Source organism: Streptomyces sp. NBC_01351 (assembly GCF_036237315.1).
Lineage (GTDB): Bacteria > Actinomycetota > Actinomycetes > Streptomycetales > Streptomycetaceae > Streptomyces.
This window is the reverse complement of sequence record NZ_CP108356.1, coordinates 8,427,038-8,440,190: the sequence shown is the minus strand read 5'-3', so window position 1 is coordinate 8,440,190 and position 13,153 is coordinate 8,427,038. Positions and strand designations below refer to the sequence as shown.

The 13,153-nt window shown below is 68.2% G+C and carries 14 protein-coding genes and 5 pseudogenes; 12 read left to right on the top strand and 7 right to left on the bottom strand.

All coding sequences use genetic code 11. From position 1 onward, the window contains the following. Positions 1-19: 19 nt before the first annotated feature. From OG625_RS39045 to OG625_RS39035, 3 genes are all read right to left on the bottom strand, one after another. Positions 20-661, bottom strand: a complete 642-nt coding sequence (locus tag OG625_RS39045) for a relaxase domain-containing protein (RefSeq protein WP_329375674.1) — start codon at positions 659-661, stop codon at positions 20-22. A gap of 645 nt (positions 662-1,306) precedes the next feature. Continuing rightward, positions 1,307-1,663: a hypothetical protein gene (locus tag OG625_RS39040; protein WP_329375676.1), complete on the bottom strand. Its 357-nt coding sequence runs from the start codon at positions 1,661-1,663 to the stop codon at positions 1,307-1,309. Between the two features lie 60 nt (positions 1,664-1,723). Further along, positions 1,724-2,713, bottom strand: a complete 990-nt coding sequence (locus tag OG625_RS39035) for a helix-turn-helix domain-containing protein (protein ID WP_443067850.1) — start codon at positions 2,711-2,713, stop codon at positions 1,724-1,726. A gap of 473 nt (positions 2,714-3,186) precedes the next feature. Between OG625_RS39035 and OG625_RS39030 the strand changes: the two genes are divergently transcribed. The 9 genes from OG625_RS39030 to OG625_RS38990 all read left to right on the top strand — a co-directional run bounded on the left by OG625_RS39030 (position 3,187) and on the right by OG625_RS38990 (position 6,501). Next, positions 3,187-3,603 carry a transposase domain-containing protein gene (locus OG625_RS39030; protein ID WP_329375680.1) on the top strand — a complete coding sequence of 139 codons (417 nt, stop codon included), beginning with the start codon at positions 3,187-3,189 and terminating at the stop codon, positions 3,601-3,603. Positions 3,604-3,611: 8 nt separating this feature from the next. Continuing rightward, positions 3,612-3,896 carry a hypothetical protein gene (locus OG625_RS39025; RefSeq protein WP_443067651.1) on the top strand — a complete coding sequence of 95 codons (285 nt, stop codon included), beginning with the start codon at positions 3,612-3,614 and terminating at the stop codon, positions 3,894-3,896. After that, entirely contained in the window at positions 3,893-4,057 is a 165-nt protein-coding gene (locus OG625_RS39020) for a hypothetical protein (protein WP_329375682.1), read from the top strand. Before OG625_RS39025 ends, OG625_RS39020 begins: the two co-directional genes overlap by 4 nt. Next, positions 4,054-4,287 (top strand): hypothetical protein, encoded by a 234-nt coding sequence (locus tag OG625_RS39015; RefSeq protein WP_329375684.1) that lies wholly within the window; start codon positions 4,054-4,056, stop codon positions 4,285-4,287. Before OG625_RS39020 ends, OG625_RS39015 begins: the two co-directional genes overlap by 4 nt. Positions 4,288-4,310: 23 nt before the next feature. Continuing rightward, positions 4,311-4,538: a hypothetical protein gene (locus OG625_RS39010; RefSeq protein WP_329375686.1), complete on the top strand. Its 228-nt coding sequence runs from the start codon at positions 4,311-4,313 to the stop codon at positions 4,536-4,538. 23 nt (positions 4,539-4,561) lie between these two features. Further along, positions 4,562-4,852, top strand: coding sequence for a hypothetical protein (locus OG625_RS39005; RefSeq protein WP_329375688.1), 291 nt, complete (start codon positions 4,562-4,564; stop codon positions 4,850-4,852). A 42-nt stretch (positions 4,853-4,894) separates the two neighbouring features. Next, positions 4,895-5,239 (top strand): hypothetical protein, encoded by a 345-nt coding sequence (locus OG625_RS39000; protein WP_329375690.1) that lies wholly within the window; start codon positions 4,895-4,897, stop codon positions 5,237-5,239. Positions 5,240-5,744: 505 nt separating this feature from the next. Next, positions 5,745-5,891, top strand: coding sequence for a hypothetical protein (locus OG625_RS38995; RefSeq protein ID WP_329375692.1), 147 nt, complete (start codon positions 5,745-5,747; stop codon positions 5,889-5,891). A gap of 121 nt (positions 5,892-6,012) precedes the next feature. Then, on the top strand, positions 6,013-6,501 hold the full coding sequence (locus tag OG625_RS38990; RefSeq protein ID WP_329375693.1) for a C40 family peptidase: 489 nt from the start codon (positions 6,013-6,015) through the stop codon (positions 6,499-6,501). A 708-nt stretch (positions 6,502-7,209) separates the two neighbouring features. Here OG625_RS38990 and OG625_RS38985 read toward each other — a convergent pair. Beyond that, on the bottom strand, positions 7,210-7,437 hold the full coding sequence (locus OG625_RS38985; RefSeq protein WP_329375694.1) for a hypothetical protein: 228 nt from the start codon (positions 7,435-7,437) through the stop codon (positions 7,210-7,212). 268 nt (positions 7,438-7,705) lie between these two features. On the opposite strand from OG625_RS38985, the pseudogene OG625_RS38980 reads away from it, so the two are divergent. Next, positions 7,706-7,996: pseudogene (locus tag OG625_RS38980) on the top strand (formylglycine-generating enzyme family protein); the annotation flags it as partial. A 120-nt stretch (positions 7,997-8,116) separates the two neighbouring features. Here the strand turns inward: OG625_RS38980 and OG625_RS38975 are convergent. After that, positions 8,117-9,048 (bottom strand): annotated as a pseudogene (locus OG625_RS38975) (IS5 family transposase). A 290-nt stretch (positions 9,049-9,338) separates the two neighbouring features. On the opposite strand from OG625_RS38975, the pseudogene OG625_RS38970 reads away from it, so the two are divergent. Continuing rightward, positions 9,339-10,224 (top strand): annotated as a pseudogene (locus tag OG625_RS38970) (IS5 family transposase). A 364-nt stretch (positions 10,225-10,588) separates the two neighbouring features. Further along, positions 10,589-11,519: pseudogene (locus tag OG625_RS38965) on the top strand (IS5 family transposase). Between the two features lie 325 nt (positions 11,520-11,844). On the opposite strand, the pseudogene OG625_RS41560 reads toward OG625_RS38965, so the two are convergent. Then, positions 11,845-12,003, bottom strand: a pseudogene (locus OG625_RS41560) (NUDIX domain-containing protein); the annotation flags it as partial. After that, positions 12,000-12,338, bottom strand: coding sequence for an NUDIX hydrolase (locus OG625_RS38955; protein ID WP_329390352.1), 339 nt, complete (start codon positions 12,336-12,338; stop codon positions 12,000-12,002). The pseudogene OG625_RS41560 and the gene OG625_RS38955, both read right to left, overlap by 4 nt. Between the last annotated feature and the right edge of the window lie 815 nt (positions 12,339-13,153).

Genomic DNA, 13,153 nt, shown 5'->3' with positions numbered 1-13,153 from the left:
ATCGTCTTGCGATCACGCCTCAGATGCCGGGCGATCGCCGAGATCGTCCAGCCCTGGCGACGCAGAGCATGCGCGTCCACGTCTTCCTCCCGCGTGAGCATCCGACACGGGCCTCCGAACAGGGGGCTGCGACCCGACCGCCGGGCGGCCGCACCCGGTAGACGCCGTCCTTGCCGGACCGGATCACTGCGACGTGGTCCTCGATCCACTCCAGCACCCGCTCGATCGCGCGCTCGTGCGCGGCCTCGATCGCCAGCCGGGTCCCCTCATCCCCCAGGGCCCACAAGAGGTAGATCGTCGGCTGCGGCCGGAAGACGAAGTCGAAGCCGACGACCTTCACCCGCCGCCCCAGCGCCCCGGCCCGCCGCGCCATCTTCGGGGAGTCACCCATGGCAAGCCGTTCGTCCACGAGCCGCTCCGCGTCCGGGTGTCGGCCTCCCTCACCGAAGAGGTTGCGCAGCTGCTCCTCGGTGACCTCCTCACCCGCCACCAGCCCGAGAGCGCCGAGCCCGAGGCCCATCCAGCGCCCGACCGGGACACCAGCCTCTTCCTGAGCCTGCCTCAGCGGCGTCCGCCTACGGCGGCGCCCGTCACCGACGACAGTCTCGCGCGTGTAGTACCGGTACATCTGCCCAGCCGTAATGATCTTCGCGTCCACCATGCAGACCACGCCACACCGCCCCGACCTGCAAGGAAAGGGCTGGCGGAGATCTAGCCCGCCAGGCGGGAAGCGGCGCCAGCCCCGGCAGCGAATGTCATCGCTCTCCGGTCCCAACTCCCGCACCCCGGTAACTCACCAATCCACGCACCACTCAGCGCCCGCCGGGCCGCACTCACCGGTGACTCACCACACCGAACGCAATCGAGCACGACCAAGCACACCGGTGACCCGAGTTCACCGCACACGCCCTTCCGAACCCCGCCCTCCAGCACCGGGGGCTTCGTGCTTCCCGGAGGAGACTTCGTGCCGACCGTCGAGACGCTCCCCCGCTTCACCGCCGGCCTTCGGCACCTCACCCCGCCCAGCGCCGGCGCTTCCGCCGCGTCGTCCTGGAGTCCTTCGCGCCTGACCTCCGCACCGGCCAGCCCTTCCGGCCGGGCTTGCAATCAAGGGCGTCCGCTGTGCTCCGGGCGTCTACGAACTCACCTGGGCGCCGGACGGGCGCGCGACGTGGTCGTACGGCCGGGAGCTGCGCCGCGGGCCGGGCAGCCGTGCCACCGGTCGTGGGCCGGTGGCACAGCTGCTGCGGCGGAAGGCGCCTACGCATTCGGTACGGCGGCCTGACCGGACCGGCCGAGGGTCAGGTCAGTTCCAGACTTCGCCGTAAAAGAACCCACCCGTGCCCTTCAAGTAGTAGTGCTGCCCGTACAGTCCACCCGTGCACGCTTGCTGCCAGCGGAAGCCGTTGGTCGCGATGGAGCCGACCATCACCCCGGTGTCGCCGTCCCAGAGTTCGGCGCGCCCCCAAGAGGCCAGAGCGTTGTGCTTCCCGCCGAAACAGACCTGGTGGTTGCCATTGGCCGGGATGGGGGAGCTGGTGCAAAGCGTCCCGCCCGAGGTCGAGCAGGAAGCGGACGCGGCGCTCGCCGGGGCGGCACCGATCAGCCCGAGGGCGGCTACCGCGGTAGCCGTCATGACCGCCTGAACGATTTTCTTCTTCACGGCAACTCCATGTGTTTCGGCAAGGTTGTTAGGACGTCACCGAATCTAGGCAGGAGTTGATCACAGCGCTGAACCGTCAGCGCGGGATCCCTTAACGCTCAGCGCGCGGAACTCGGTGGGGCTGATTCCGTACGCCTCGCGGAACGAGCGGCTGAAGACCACCGGGCCGCTGAAGCCCCAGCGGGCGGCGATGGTGTGCACCGGGTGGGCACCGAGATCGGGGCGGCCGAGGTCGGAGCGGCACTGCTCCAGGCGGCGCCGACGGATCCGGACGTGGACGCTCTCCTCGTGGCCTTTGAAGAGCTGGTGGAGACTACGCACCGAGATGTTGTGGCGGGCGGCGATGGTGGAAGGGGTCAGCTCCGGGTCGCCGAGGTTGTGCTCGATGAAGCCGTAGATCCGCTGCAACAGGGCCTGTGCGCGGACTTCGGCGGGAAGATGCTCCTCAGAGTCCAGGTGCTGGGCCAGGCAAGCGGCTGCAAGGTCGAGGGCGACCGTGCCGAGATGACGCAGCTCCTCTGGTGTGCACTGGGGGCCGTGGTCTTCCAGGGCCGTCAGGAAGGAGGCCAGGATTGCTGCCATGCCGCGACCGCCCTGTATGCGGCGGGCGAGCAGTTGGTCGAGGCGTTGGCTGCGCAACGGCAGAACGTCCCTGGGGATTTGGAGGACGACCACCTGTACTGGGCCACCACCGGTCAGCTCAGCCTCTTGGGGCCGCGAGGTGTCCCACACCAGGAAGTCATTGGTTCCGGCAGTGCACTCGTTCCTGTGCTGGGACAACGACGTGACGCCCTGCCTCATCAGCGCCAGCTGATACTGCTCGGGGTCGCCGCGCCGGATCATCGCGGCTGTGCGCCGTGAACGCAGGGGCGAAAAGGCGAACCGCGCCAGACGGAGTTCTCCCAGGTCCAGTGCGGCAGCCTCGGCCTGGAAGTCGGCGGGCCGCTCGCTGCTGAGCACAGAGGGCATCACCTCACGCGAAATCAGATCGGAGAACCACTCGAAGCGTTCCCTCGCGGGCACCCCGCCCGACGACACTACTGACCACATCCACGCCCCCCAGTTTGAAGTCTCAGCGGGAACCAAGGATGCAGCGACGGGATCTCTGCCGGTACATGGTTCGATCTCCCGCGTGGCGCTGGGCTTCAGCGCCTCACCCCCGCCCAGCGCCGGCGCTTCCGCCGCGTCGTCCTGGAGTCCTTCGCGCCTGACCTCCGCACCGGCCGGCCCTTCCGGCCGGGCTTGCGTGTGAAGGGCGCGCGGGTCGCTCCCGGCGTGTACGAACGCGCCTGGGCGCCGGACGGGCGCGCGACGTGGTCGTACGGCCCCGGGAGCTGCGCTGCGGGGCCCAGCCTATCGTGTGGCGCCGGATCGGCGCCCACAACATCATCCCCCGAGGCCTGACGGCCTGGCGTGACCCTCAAACCGGACTGGGACGGCAGCACTCAGCTTGTCGTTTATCGTCAATGCCGTTGACTTTGGGGTGATTTGGCGGTTCAACAGATACCAGGGGGTGGTGTCTGATGACCGCTCGGTTGGTGGACCGGATCGGGTTGGGGGACCTGACGGAGGTATATCCGCCGGAGCTGGTGGACGCGGCGTTGGCGAAGTTCCGGACCCGTGAAGTGCGGATTCGGCTGCTGCCGCCGAGGTTGATGGTGTACTTCGTGCTCGCGCGAGCGTTGTTCTCCGGCGAGCCGTACCGAGAGGTTCTTCGGACGCTGGCCGAGGCGGTGCGGCGTGAGGACGGGTGGGGTGCCTGGCGGGTGCCGGACAAAGCGGCAGTCTTCCGTGCTCGCCAGAACCTCGGGGTGGAGGTGCTGCGTGAGCTGCTGCTTCATGCCGGGGCAGCGGTGGCGGACGAGCGGACGCCCAGGGCGCTCTGGCGGGGCTTGCGGCTGATGGCTGTCGACGGGACGACGCTGCAGGCCGCCGTCTGATCTTCCACGTGTTCGCCGCGCTCGCGGAGTTCATCCGGGAGCTGATCGTGCAGGGCACCAACGAGGGCCTGGCCGCCGCGCGGGCCCGCGGCCGGGTTGGCGGCCGGCCCACCGTAGTCAACGACAAGCTGCTGCGCGCCGCCCGCGACATGCTGCCCAACCCGGAGAACAGCATCGAGACCATCGTGGCCCTGCTCGGCGTCTCGGTGGGCACGCTCTACAACCACATCCCCGGCCTCAAGGAACTGCGGACGTCCCGCATCCCCGGCCAGCTCGAAGGCAGCGTCCGGTGATCCCGCACCCGCACCGCATGAAGGGGGCCGCCCTCGTCCAGGGCGCCGGCACCGCTGGCGAGAGTGGACCCTTCGGGCCGTACGGCGGCGACATCGAGGACGGCGCCGACGAGCTGGACCAGGAGCACGCCGAACCCGGAGAAGAAGGTACGGAGCGATGACCAACCTGTGGCGGACCGTGCTGTCCGCACTCCGAGATCCTGATGCCCCGGGCCGCGAGCAGGCCCTGGCCCGCGGCGCCGCCTCGCTCGCCCTCAAGCGGACCTCGGAGGCGACCACGGACGACGTACTGGAGATCGGCCTGTACGAGTTCGGCGTCCCGATCGAACCGCAGATCGCCGCGGCTGCCCTGGCCGCCCACAGGGTGACCGAGCCCGAGCAGGAGCGTTGAACCGGTGACGCCCACCAGCCCCCTTGGGGCTACACCCCCTGCTGCTGCCGGACCGGACGGCCATGGTTGCCCCGCCCGGTCCGGCACCCGCACCCTGCGAGGCTTCCCGGCTGATCGAGCGCATCGTGGAGGCCGTGCGCGCTGGCGACGACCCAGCAATCCGTACCCTGCTGCACCAGTTGGCCGATGTCGGCGACACCGAAGCCCTCCTGCTGCTGCACCGCCGGCTCAACGAGGACCTGTACCGCTGACCAGCACGACCAGAAGCCGGACCATGCCCGTCCGCGTCGACACCAGCACCGCCCGGCCGCACCTGGCACGATGCCGCGAGATCGCTTCTCACCTGGTCATCCGCACCGGCAAGAAGCGCGGCCAGCACCCGGCCCCTGCGACCGTCATGCGCATGCTGCGCGACCGCGACGAACAGGCCGCAGTGTTGGCGAGCGCACGCAGGGCCGGGGGGAACCAGAGCTGGGTACTTGATCAGTGCCATGCCGGCCAGGAACGCCAGACCGATAAACATGCCATTCGGGCAGATAGGTGGAGGGCTGCCGCGTCGGAGTGAACAGGCGATGGTGTCCGGGCCGAGCCGCGGGTCGGGCAGGTTGTGGTCGACGAAGGCCCGGATCCGGGCCAGCAGGGCCTGGCGGCGGGTCTCGGCTGGCAGAGCGCCGGGGCCGCCGGACTGCACAGCGAGATAGGCGGCGCACAGATCGAGGCCAACGGAGCCGAGGCGGGACAGCTCGGTGGAGTCGGAGCGCTCGGCATGGGTGCGCAGCCCGGTCAGGTACGAGGCGAGCAGCGTGCCCGAGGCGGTGCCGGTGGCGAGCCGGGTGCCGAGGAGCCGGTCGGCGTGGTCCTGGGGCAGAGGCAGGGTGCTCCGGGGCACCCGAAACAGGGAGACCCGGGAGAGCCGGCCCTCGTCGAGGAACTCGCAGTTCAATGGGTGTGAGGAGTCGAAGAGCGTCATGTCACCTGCGCGGAGCAGGGCGTTGCTGCGGTTCTGCTCCAGGCCGACCGGGCTGCCGTGGACGAGGAAGAGGAAGTAGTTCTCCGGGTCCGCGCGCCGGATGTGCCCCGCACCGCGCCAGGCGGACGTCGGTGAGGAGGCGAACCCGGACAGGTCGGTGTGGGTGAGGTCGAGCGTCGTCGCCCTGCCGCGGAACTGCTCGACGTGCGGGCTGGTGATGGAGACCGGCATCACGAGGTCGCCGACCATGCCTGCCCACGACTCGAAACCGTCTCGCGCGCGGACGCTGACCGTCTGTGTACGCGGCTGTATACCCGCCACGAAGCCCCCCGCTCCACGGTGATGTGTACACGCCCATAGTTGGCGGTCGGCGGGCCGCCGGGATAGCGAGGTGTCGGCCAACTCCCGTCCATCCGCGGCCTGTCTGCGCTCAGTACGCAACGCATCTGCGCACCGTGCCATCGATGCCGGCCGACGCCAGCAGTTCGTGGACGGGACGTGGGCGAAGTACCGAAACGACGCCGACGGCAACGGGCGCGCCGATCCGTTCGACGTCGGCGACGCCGTGATCGCCCAGGGCCGCTACATGTGGTCCCTGCTCCAAGACGCCAAGGAGTCCGGCCGGCCTCGGTGACGACGTCCGCCGCCTCGCGCTCGCGGGCTACAACGCCGGCTGGGGCGCCGTCCTCGACTACGGCGGCGTCCCGCCCAAGTCCTTCACCAAGGGCCAGACCTACTGGTACGTCATCAACATCATGAACCTGATGAAGGACTACAAGGGCGCGCCCCTGCTGAACGTCGGCGGCGCCGGCTCACAGGCACTGCGGCGGGCGGCCGCTCGGATCGGCACCCCGTACGCCTACGGAGGCGGCGGACCGGCCGGGCCCGGCCGGGGCTTCTGCGACGACGGCAACGGCTTCCTCCGCGGCCGGTGCGCGGTCTCCTCCACCGTCGGGTTCGACTGCAGCAGCTTGGTCCAGTACGCCTACTGGCCCCACACCCAACTCCCCCGCACCGCCGCCGCGCAGTACCAGGCCACGGCACACCGGCCCGTCTCCCGCGGTGAACTCCGTCCGGGCGACCTGCTCTTCTGGGTCCGCCGGGATGGGTTCATCTACCACGTCGGCCTCTACGCGGGCTCCGGCCAAGTCCTCCACGCACCCCGCACAGGCCGCCAGGTCGAGGTCGTCCCGCTCGACTCCGCCATGCCCGCAGGCGACTACCGCGGCGCGACCCGGGCGTGACCACAAGGAGATCTTTTGCAAAATCCGAGGTGCCCCGATAATTCCCATAAAGGGCCACTTCACCCCGATTCAAAGCATGATCATCCTCTAGGGTTTCTTGTTAGGCATGTGCCCAATTAGCGCCGGAAGGGCAGCGTCCTCTTCGGCAGCGCCGAAATGACCCACGAGAAGGGGCTGTTGTTTTCCCTGGGTGGTTCGCAAAACTCCCCGTCCGCGCACTCAGCCGGAAATCTCCCCCCGGGAGGTTCCGGAAGGAACGGACGGAGGTGCTGGTGGACACGCCCGACGAGACGGCGACATCGTGCGCAGCATGCAGGAGGAAACGGCGTAGGTTCCGCCGCATCCGCCAGTGGCTGGCCCCGGTGTCGACAGCTGGCTACTACGTGACTCGCACGTTCAGGGAGTTCATCCTCAACCTGTGAGCCGGACCTGCTCCTTGGTACTGAGCAGGTCCGGAACCCCGCGTAGAGCGCGGCCGGGGCCTTCGGCGTTCGCAGCGCTGCGGGCCCCGTCTCACATCTGGGCGGCGCAAAGACCGCGCACCCAGCATCCCACAGAATTGAATCCACTGTGTCATCGACATATTTTGCCGGTATCCCCCCGCATAGTGGCGCGGTCAGTGGTGCGCCACATTTACCGACCAGATTCCGCGAGCGTCCGGAGTCAATTCCGGAATAGCGGCGCAGGTACCGGTGGGCAAGAGGCGCGTTACTGCTGGCGATGCACGGTTTCCCCGGTACGCGGCATCCATGTCCGCATGTCCGTACGCGCGCCCTCCGTCTCCCGCCACAGGGTGATGACCACGCCGTCGGTGCTGCCGCGCCTGCCCACCCACGAGCGGAACTTGCGCAACGCTGCGGCCTCGTCCTCCCACTGACCCTCGACTGCCGGGCCTCCGGCCCGGAATCGGACGGTGATGTGAAAACGATCGCGCATGCCGGGGACCGTACCGACCCGCGCTGATCCCCCTACCGCGCGGTCAACGCTCCTTCCTTCGAGTGCTGGCAGGTGTCGGCGTACACATGAAAGTAAGTGCTCAGCCTGGTACACGCGAACGTGCACCGCTCCCCATGCCGGAGCACGGCCGGTCCGTGGCCCGATGTCCTGGTTCCAAGGTCGCTGTAGAGATGGGGCCATCGGCCGATGCCGGCTCCGACCATGGAGGCGATCATGAGGGTTGTTCCGTTCGAGCCGAGGAGGAGCCATGCGGATGGAGCAGGTGAACTGGGTCGAGGTACCGGCCGGGTTGCTGCGTCGGGGTACGCCGGTCGACGAGGTGGCGGGAGTGGCCCGCCGCTATGCGGGCACCGGGGTGCCGGTGGAGTGGTACATGAAGGAAGCCCCGCGCGCGGAGATCCACGTCCCGGCGTTCCGGATCGCCCGCACCCCGGTCACGGTCGGCCAGTGGGCCCTCTTCGCGGCGGCCACCGGCCGCCCGGCCCCACAGGCGCCGACGGACCACCCGGTCATCGGGGTCGCCTGGGAGGCGGCGAGCGGCTCGCCGTAAGCACATATCCGGTGCAGTGACACTGCGTTATCACCCGGGCGGCGGTGCCGCTGGGTCCCTGACGGTACTGCTGCCCGGCACGTTCGCCACTAGGCACTGTTTCTTGGATCATGTGCGGAGCCAGATGATGAGGGCTGCGAGGGTGACGGTGCCGAGGTAGATGTAGGCGCGTTTCTCGTATCGGGTGGCGACGGCGCGGAAACCCTTGAGCCGGTTGATGGCTCGTTCGACGGTGTTGCGTTTTTTGTATCGCTCGCTGTCGAAGCCGGTGGGCCGGCCGCCTCGAGACCCGCGGTTCTTGCGGTGTCTTTGCTGGTCGAGACGTTCGGGGATGGTGTGCCGGATTCCGCGTCGTCGCAGGTAGCGGCGGTTCTTCCGCGATGTGTAGGCCTTGTCCGCCAGGACGTAGTCCGGTCGAGTGCGGGGCCGGCCGACTCCGGTACGGGGTACGGAGACCTGCTCCATCACCCGCTCGAACTGGGGCCCGTCACCGTAGTGCCCCGGTGTCAGGACGAGGGCGAGAGGCCGGCATCGCCCGTCCGCGGCGAGGTGGATCTTGGTGGTGAATCCGCCGCGGGAGCGTCCCAGACACTCGCCGATCTGACCACTTCCCCGAGTCGGATCACCAGTTTCCGCAACACCGGATCGACCTGATTCGTCCCCCGAACGTTCCCCTTTTGAGGATCGGCGGCCGCCGGTGTCTTCCTCGCGCCGGCGGCGTGCTGGTGGGCCCGCACTGCTGTCGAGTCCACCGACACGTCCCAGTCGATCCGGCCCGCGGCGTCCTCGGCCGCCTGGATCCGAGACAACAACATCGTCCACGTTCCATCAGCTGACCAGCGGCGATGACGTTTATAGACCGTCTCCCACGGCCCGAACCGCTCCGGCAGATCCCTCCACTGCACGCCCGTCCGGACCCGGTAGAGCACCCCGTTGATCACCCGGCGGTGATCACTCCACCGGCCCCCACGGGCACCGCCAGGAGGCAAGAACGACTCCAGCCGGTCCCACTCTGCGTTCGTCAGATCCCCACGCCCCATACGGACAGCCTGACCCCAACACCCCACTCCCGTCAGGAGATCCGAGAAACAGTGCCTAGGAGTTGTGACTGGGCGGTCTTTTTGTATCGGGCGGCGATACCTCGCCATTGCCGCGACGGCGCCGCCCCGGTCCTCCGTGCCCACGGCTTCGACTCGAAGCCCCAGCGGTTCGCCCGGTCCGGGAAGCCCCGGCACGGGCTCCCCGCACCTCGGGCTGCAAGCCCCGCCACTGCTCATGCTGAGAGTCGTCTAGCGCGTGTCTCTTTGGTCGGTTGGTCAGTTGATCGGATGTGTCTGTCCGATTAGTGATCACTGATGCGATGTGGGACCGGATCGAGCCGCTGATGCCGGCCGATCCGGTCCGTGGACGACGGTGGGCCGACCACCGTCGCACCCTGGAAGCCATCGCCTGGAAGTACCGCACCAACTCGCCCTGGCGTGACCTGCCAGGCGAGCTCGGTCCGTTCCAGACCGCTCACAAACGGCTGGTCAGGTGGGCCGTCGACGGCACCTGGGAACGGATCCTGGCCTCGGTCCTGGCCGCGGCGGACGCTGCCGACGACATCGACTGGACCGTGTCGGTCGACTCAACCGTCGTCCGGGCCCATCAGCACGCGGCCGGAGCACTCAAAAAGGGGCGGCGGGACGCCGGGAGCCAGTCGATCACGCACTGGGACGCTCCCGCGGAGGCCTGAGCACCAAGGTCCACTTGGCATCCGACGGCCGGGCCCGGCCCCTGGCCTTCACCGTCACCGCAGGCCAGGCCGGTGACGCGCCTGCCTTCGAGACGGTGATGGACCGTATCCGCGTGCCCCGCACCGGTCCGGGCAGGCCCCGAACCAGGCCCAACACTGTTCTGGCTGACCGCGCCTACTCCTCACGCGCCATCCGGGCCCATCTGCGGCGCCGGGGAATCCGCGCGGTCATCCCGCAGCCGTCCGACCAGATCGGCCACCGCCAACGGCGAGGCCGTCACGGTGGGCGCCCACCCGGCTTCGACCGCGAGACCTATAAGCAACGGAACACCGTCGAACGCTGCATCAACCGCCTCAAGCAGTGGCGCGGCCTGGCCACCCGAACCGACAAACTCGCCATCGCCTCCAAGCCGCACTCCACCTCGCCGCAATCCTGATCTGGACGCGGCCAGGCAAAGTCGAGAATCATCGCTCAAAGTAGAGGCTGCTCGTGGTCACTTGCCGACAGCCTCGATCTGCTCCCAGTCCGTGGGCGTACCCGGGCCTCCGTAAACCTCAACGTACTGGTAGAGCGTGCCTTCCGCAGGACCTTTGGGCGGGTCCTCACCGAACCATACGGCGTCACATTCGTGGCAGACCCACAGGTCACGGCCGTCTTTGATCAGTCGGAATGCCGTCACATTGCCCAAGTTGCATTGAGCGCACACAGTCATGGAACGCCCCCCTTCACGCGGGTCATGCTGCCGCACAACTATCGCAAGAAGGACCAGGAACCTTGAACCCGAGCTAGGCACTGTTTCTCGGATCTCCTGACGGGAGTGGGGTGTTGGGGTCAGGCTGTCCGTATGGGGCGTGGGGATCTGACGAACGCAGAGTGGGACCGGCTGGAGTCGTTCTTGCCTCCTGGCGGTGCCCGTGGGGGCCGGTGGAGTGATCACCGCCGGGTGATCAACGGGGTGCTCTACCGGGTCCGGACGGGCGTGCAGTGGAGGGATCTGCCGGAGCGGTTCGGGCCGTGGGAGACGGTCTATAAACGTCATCGCCGCTGGTCAGCTGATGGAACGTGGACGATGTTGTTGTCTCGGATCCAGGCGGCCGAGGACGCCGCGGGCCGGATCGACTGGGACGTGTCGGTGGACTCGACAGCAGTGCGGGCCCACCAGCACGCCGCCGGCGCGAGGAAGACACCGGCGGCCGCCGATCCTCAAAGGGGAACGTTCGGGGGACGAACCAGGTCGATCCGGTGTTGCGGAAACTGGTGATCCGACTCGGGGAAGTGGTCAGATCGGCGAGTGTCTGGGACGCTCCCGCGGCGGATTCACCACCAAGATCCACCTCGCCGCGGACGGGCGATGCCGGCCTCTCGCCCTCGTCCTGACACCGGGGCACTACGGTGACGGGCCCCAGTTCGAGCGGGTGATGGAGCAGGTCTCCGTACCCCGTACCGGAGTCGGCCGGCCCCGCACTCGACCGGACTACGTCCTGGCGGACAAGGCCTACACATCGCGGAAGAACCGCCGCTACCTGCGACGACGCGGAATCCGGCACACCATCCCCGAACGTCTCGACCAGCAAAGACACCGCAAGAACCGCGGGTCTCGAGGCGGCCGGCCCACCGGCTTCGACAGCGAGCGATACAAAAAACGCAACACCGTCGAACGAGCCATCAACCGGCTCAAGGGTTTCCGCGCCGTCGCCACCCGATACGAGAAACGCGCCTACATCTACCTCGGCACCGTCACCCTCGCAGCCCTCATCATCTGGCTCCGCACATGATCCAAGAAACAGTGCCTAGGTCCTCTGCGACCAAGGAGACACGCCCTAACAGGGTGGCAGCGGCAGCGGCCTGGATGGAGATCTTCTCGTCGCTGGAGAGGACGTACTCGTCCGGGCCCAGCGGGGCACCCTCGAACGTGCGGGCGTGCAGGTCCAGGACACGCTGGGCCTTGGCACGGAAGTCGGGGTCGCGGATGAAGATCCAGGACAGTCGCCGGTTCTTCAGGAGGGTGCGGTGTATCGCGGTGCGGCTGGTGCCGAACAGCACGGCGAGGCTTCTCGTCGTTGGCGACCCGCCTCGACAGCCTCCGTCCCCGGTCTCCTCCAGCACCTCCCGCTCGACAGCGCGGTACAGAGGCTCGCCCAGCTTCTGTCCGCCGCCGGGCGGAAGCCAGGTATCCGGCTGAGGCCAGTTCCCTTTGACGAGCAGGACGGGGCCGTCGCGGACGACCAGGCCGGTCGCGGCTGTGCGGATGCGGCTCATGTGGGCATCCCCTCTTGCAGGTAAGCCGCGCGGCCGGACAGGGCTGCGGCATGAAGCGCGATGAGCGTGTGACGGTGCGCCGCGAGACTCGCGGCGAAGAAGTAGTCCACGACGGGGCCTGTGCCGAGGACGTTGGCCCTGTGGTCGATGCCGATGAAGCAAGGTTCCGAGCCCAACATGATGCCGGTCTCCTCACCCATCTCCCGGCGGGCCGCCGGCCACGGACTCTCGCCCTCATCGACCATCCCGCCTGGCAGCCACCACGTCTCGCTGGCGTCCTCCTGACCAGGGCCGTACCGCAGCAAAAGCATCCGGTCCTGGTCGTCCAGCAACATGACTCACGACGCCACGAGCGCCTGGGGCTGCGTCTTCACCCAATCCTCGCGGGGGATCCAGTCGCCCATTTACGTCTCCCTTTCAGCGGTCAGCGGTCGCAGGCCCGGCTTGGCGATAAACAGATCGGCTGTGTCGTCCAACGACCGCACAGACCCAAGACGAACCCCACTGAGCCGCTCAGCGGGTCAGCCAGCTGGTCAGGCCAACACAGAGCGCCCGGATTCGGTGACGGACACCAGATCGGGGCGCTCACGTTCGCTGGGTGAACGACCGCGACCAAGCTGGCCTCCCACAACTTGATGGAAGCCCCGTACAGCGACATCTGCAGTTCCACCCAGGCCACACGGGCAGGATCGTCCTCCGACACACCGCGCGGGAAGCGAGGCGGGGGGATCTCGTGGAAGAAGCTGGACATGGCGACCGGCTCCCTCCTTCGAGTCCTGACTCCCACACACCCGGCACGGTCACCAGCTCATTGAGTCCGTCACTGCGCACCTCCAGCAGGCCTTCAGCGTCCGCCCGGACGGGTCCGGGTGCACTGTTCGAGCGGGCCAGTGACACCCACGAGAGTCACGTCCCGGCCCAAGGTCGTTGGCGTACCGGCAGCGCCGCTCCGTCGTCCAGCCGTAGCCGCCAGAGTCGCGCACTCCCCCAAGCGGAGCGAATGGTGATGGTCAATATCGATCCCAACCGGGCCGGAAACGAGGACATCGTCGTAATACGAATGCCAGACGCCTCCGGAGATGGTCCAGCCGGAAGCTGACGCCACAGCTTCCGCAACTGCCCGGCATCCAGCGTCCGGCGCGCGGCACGG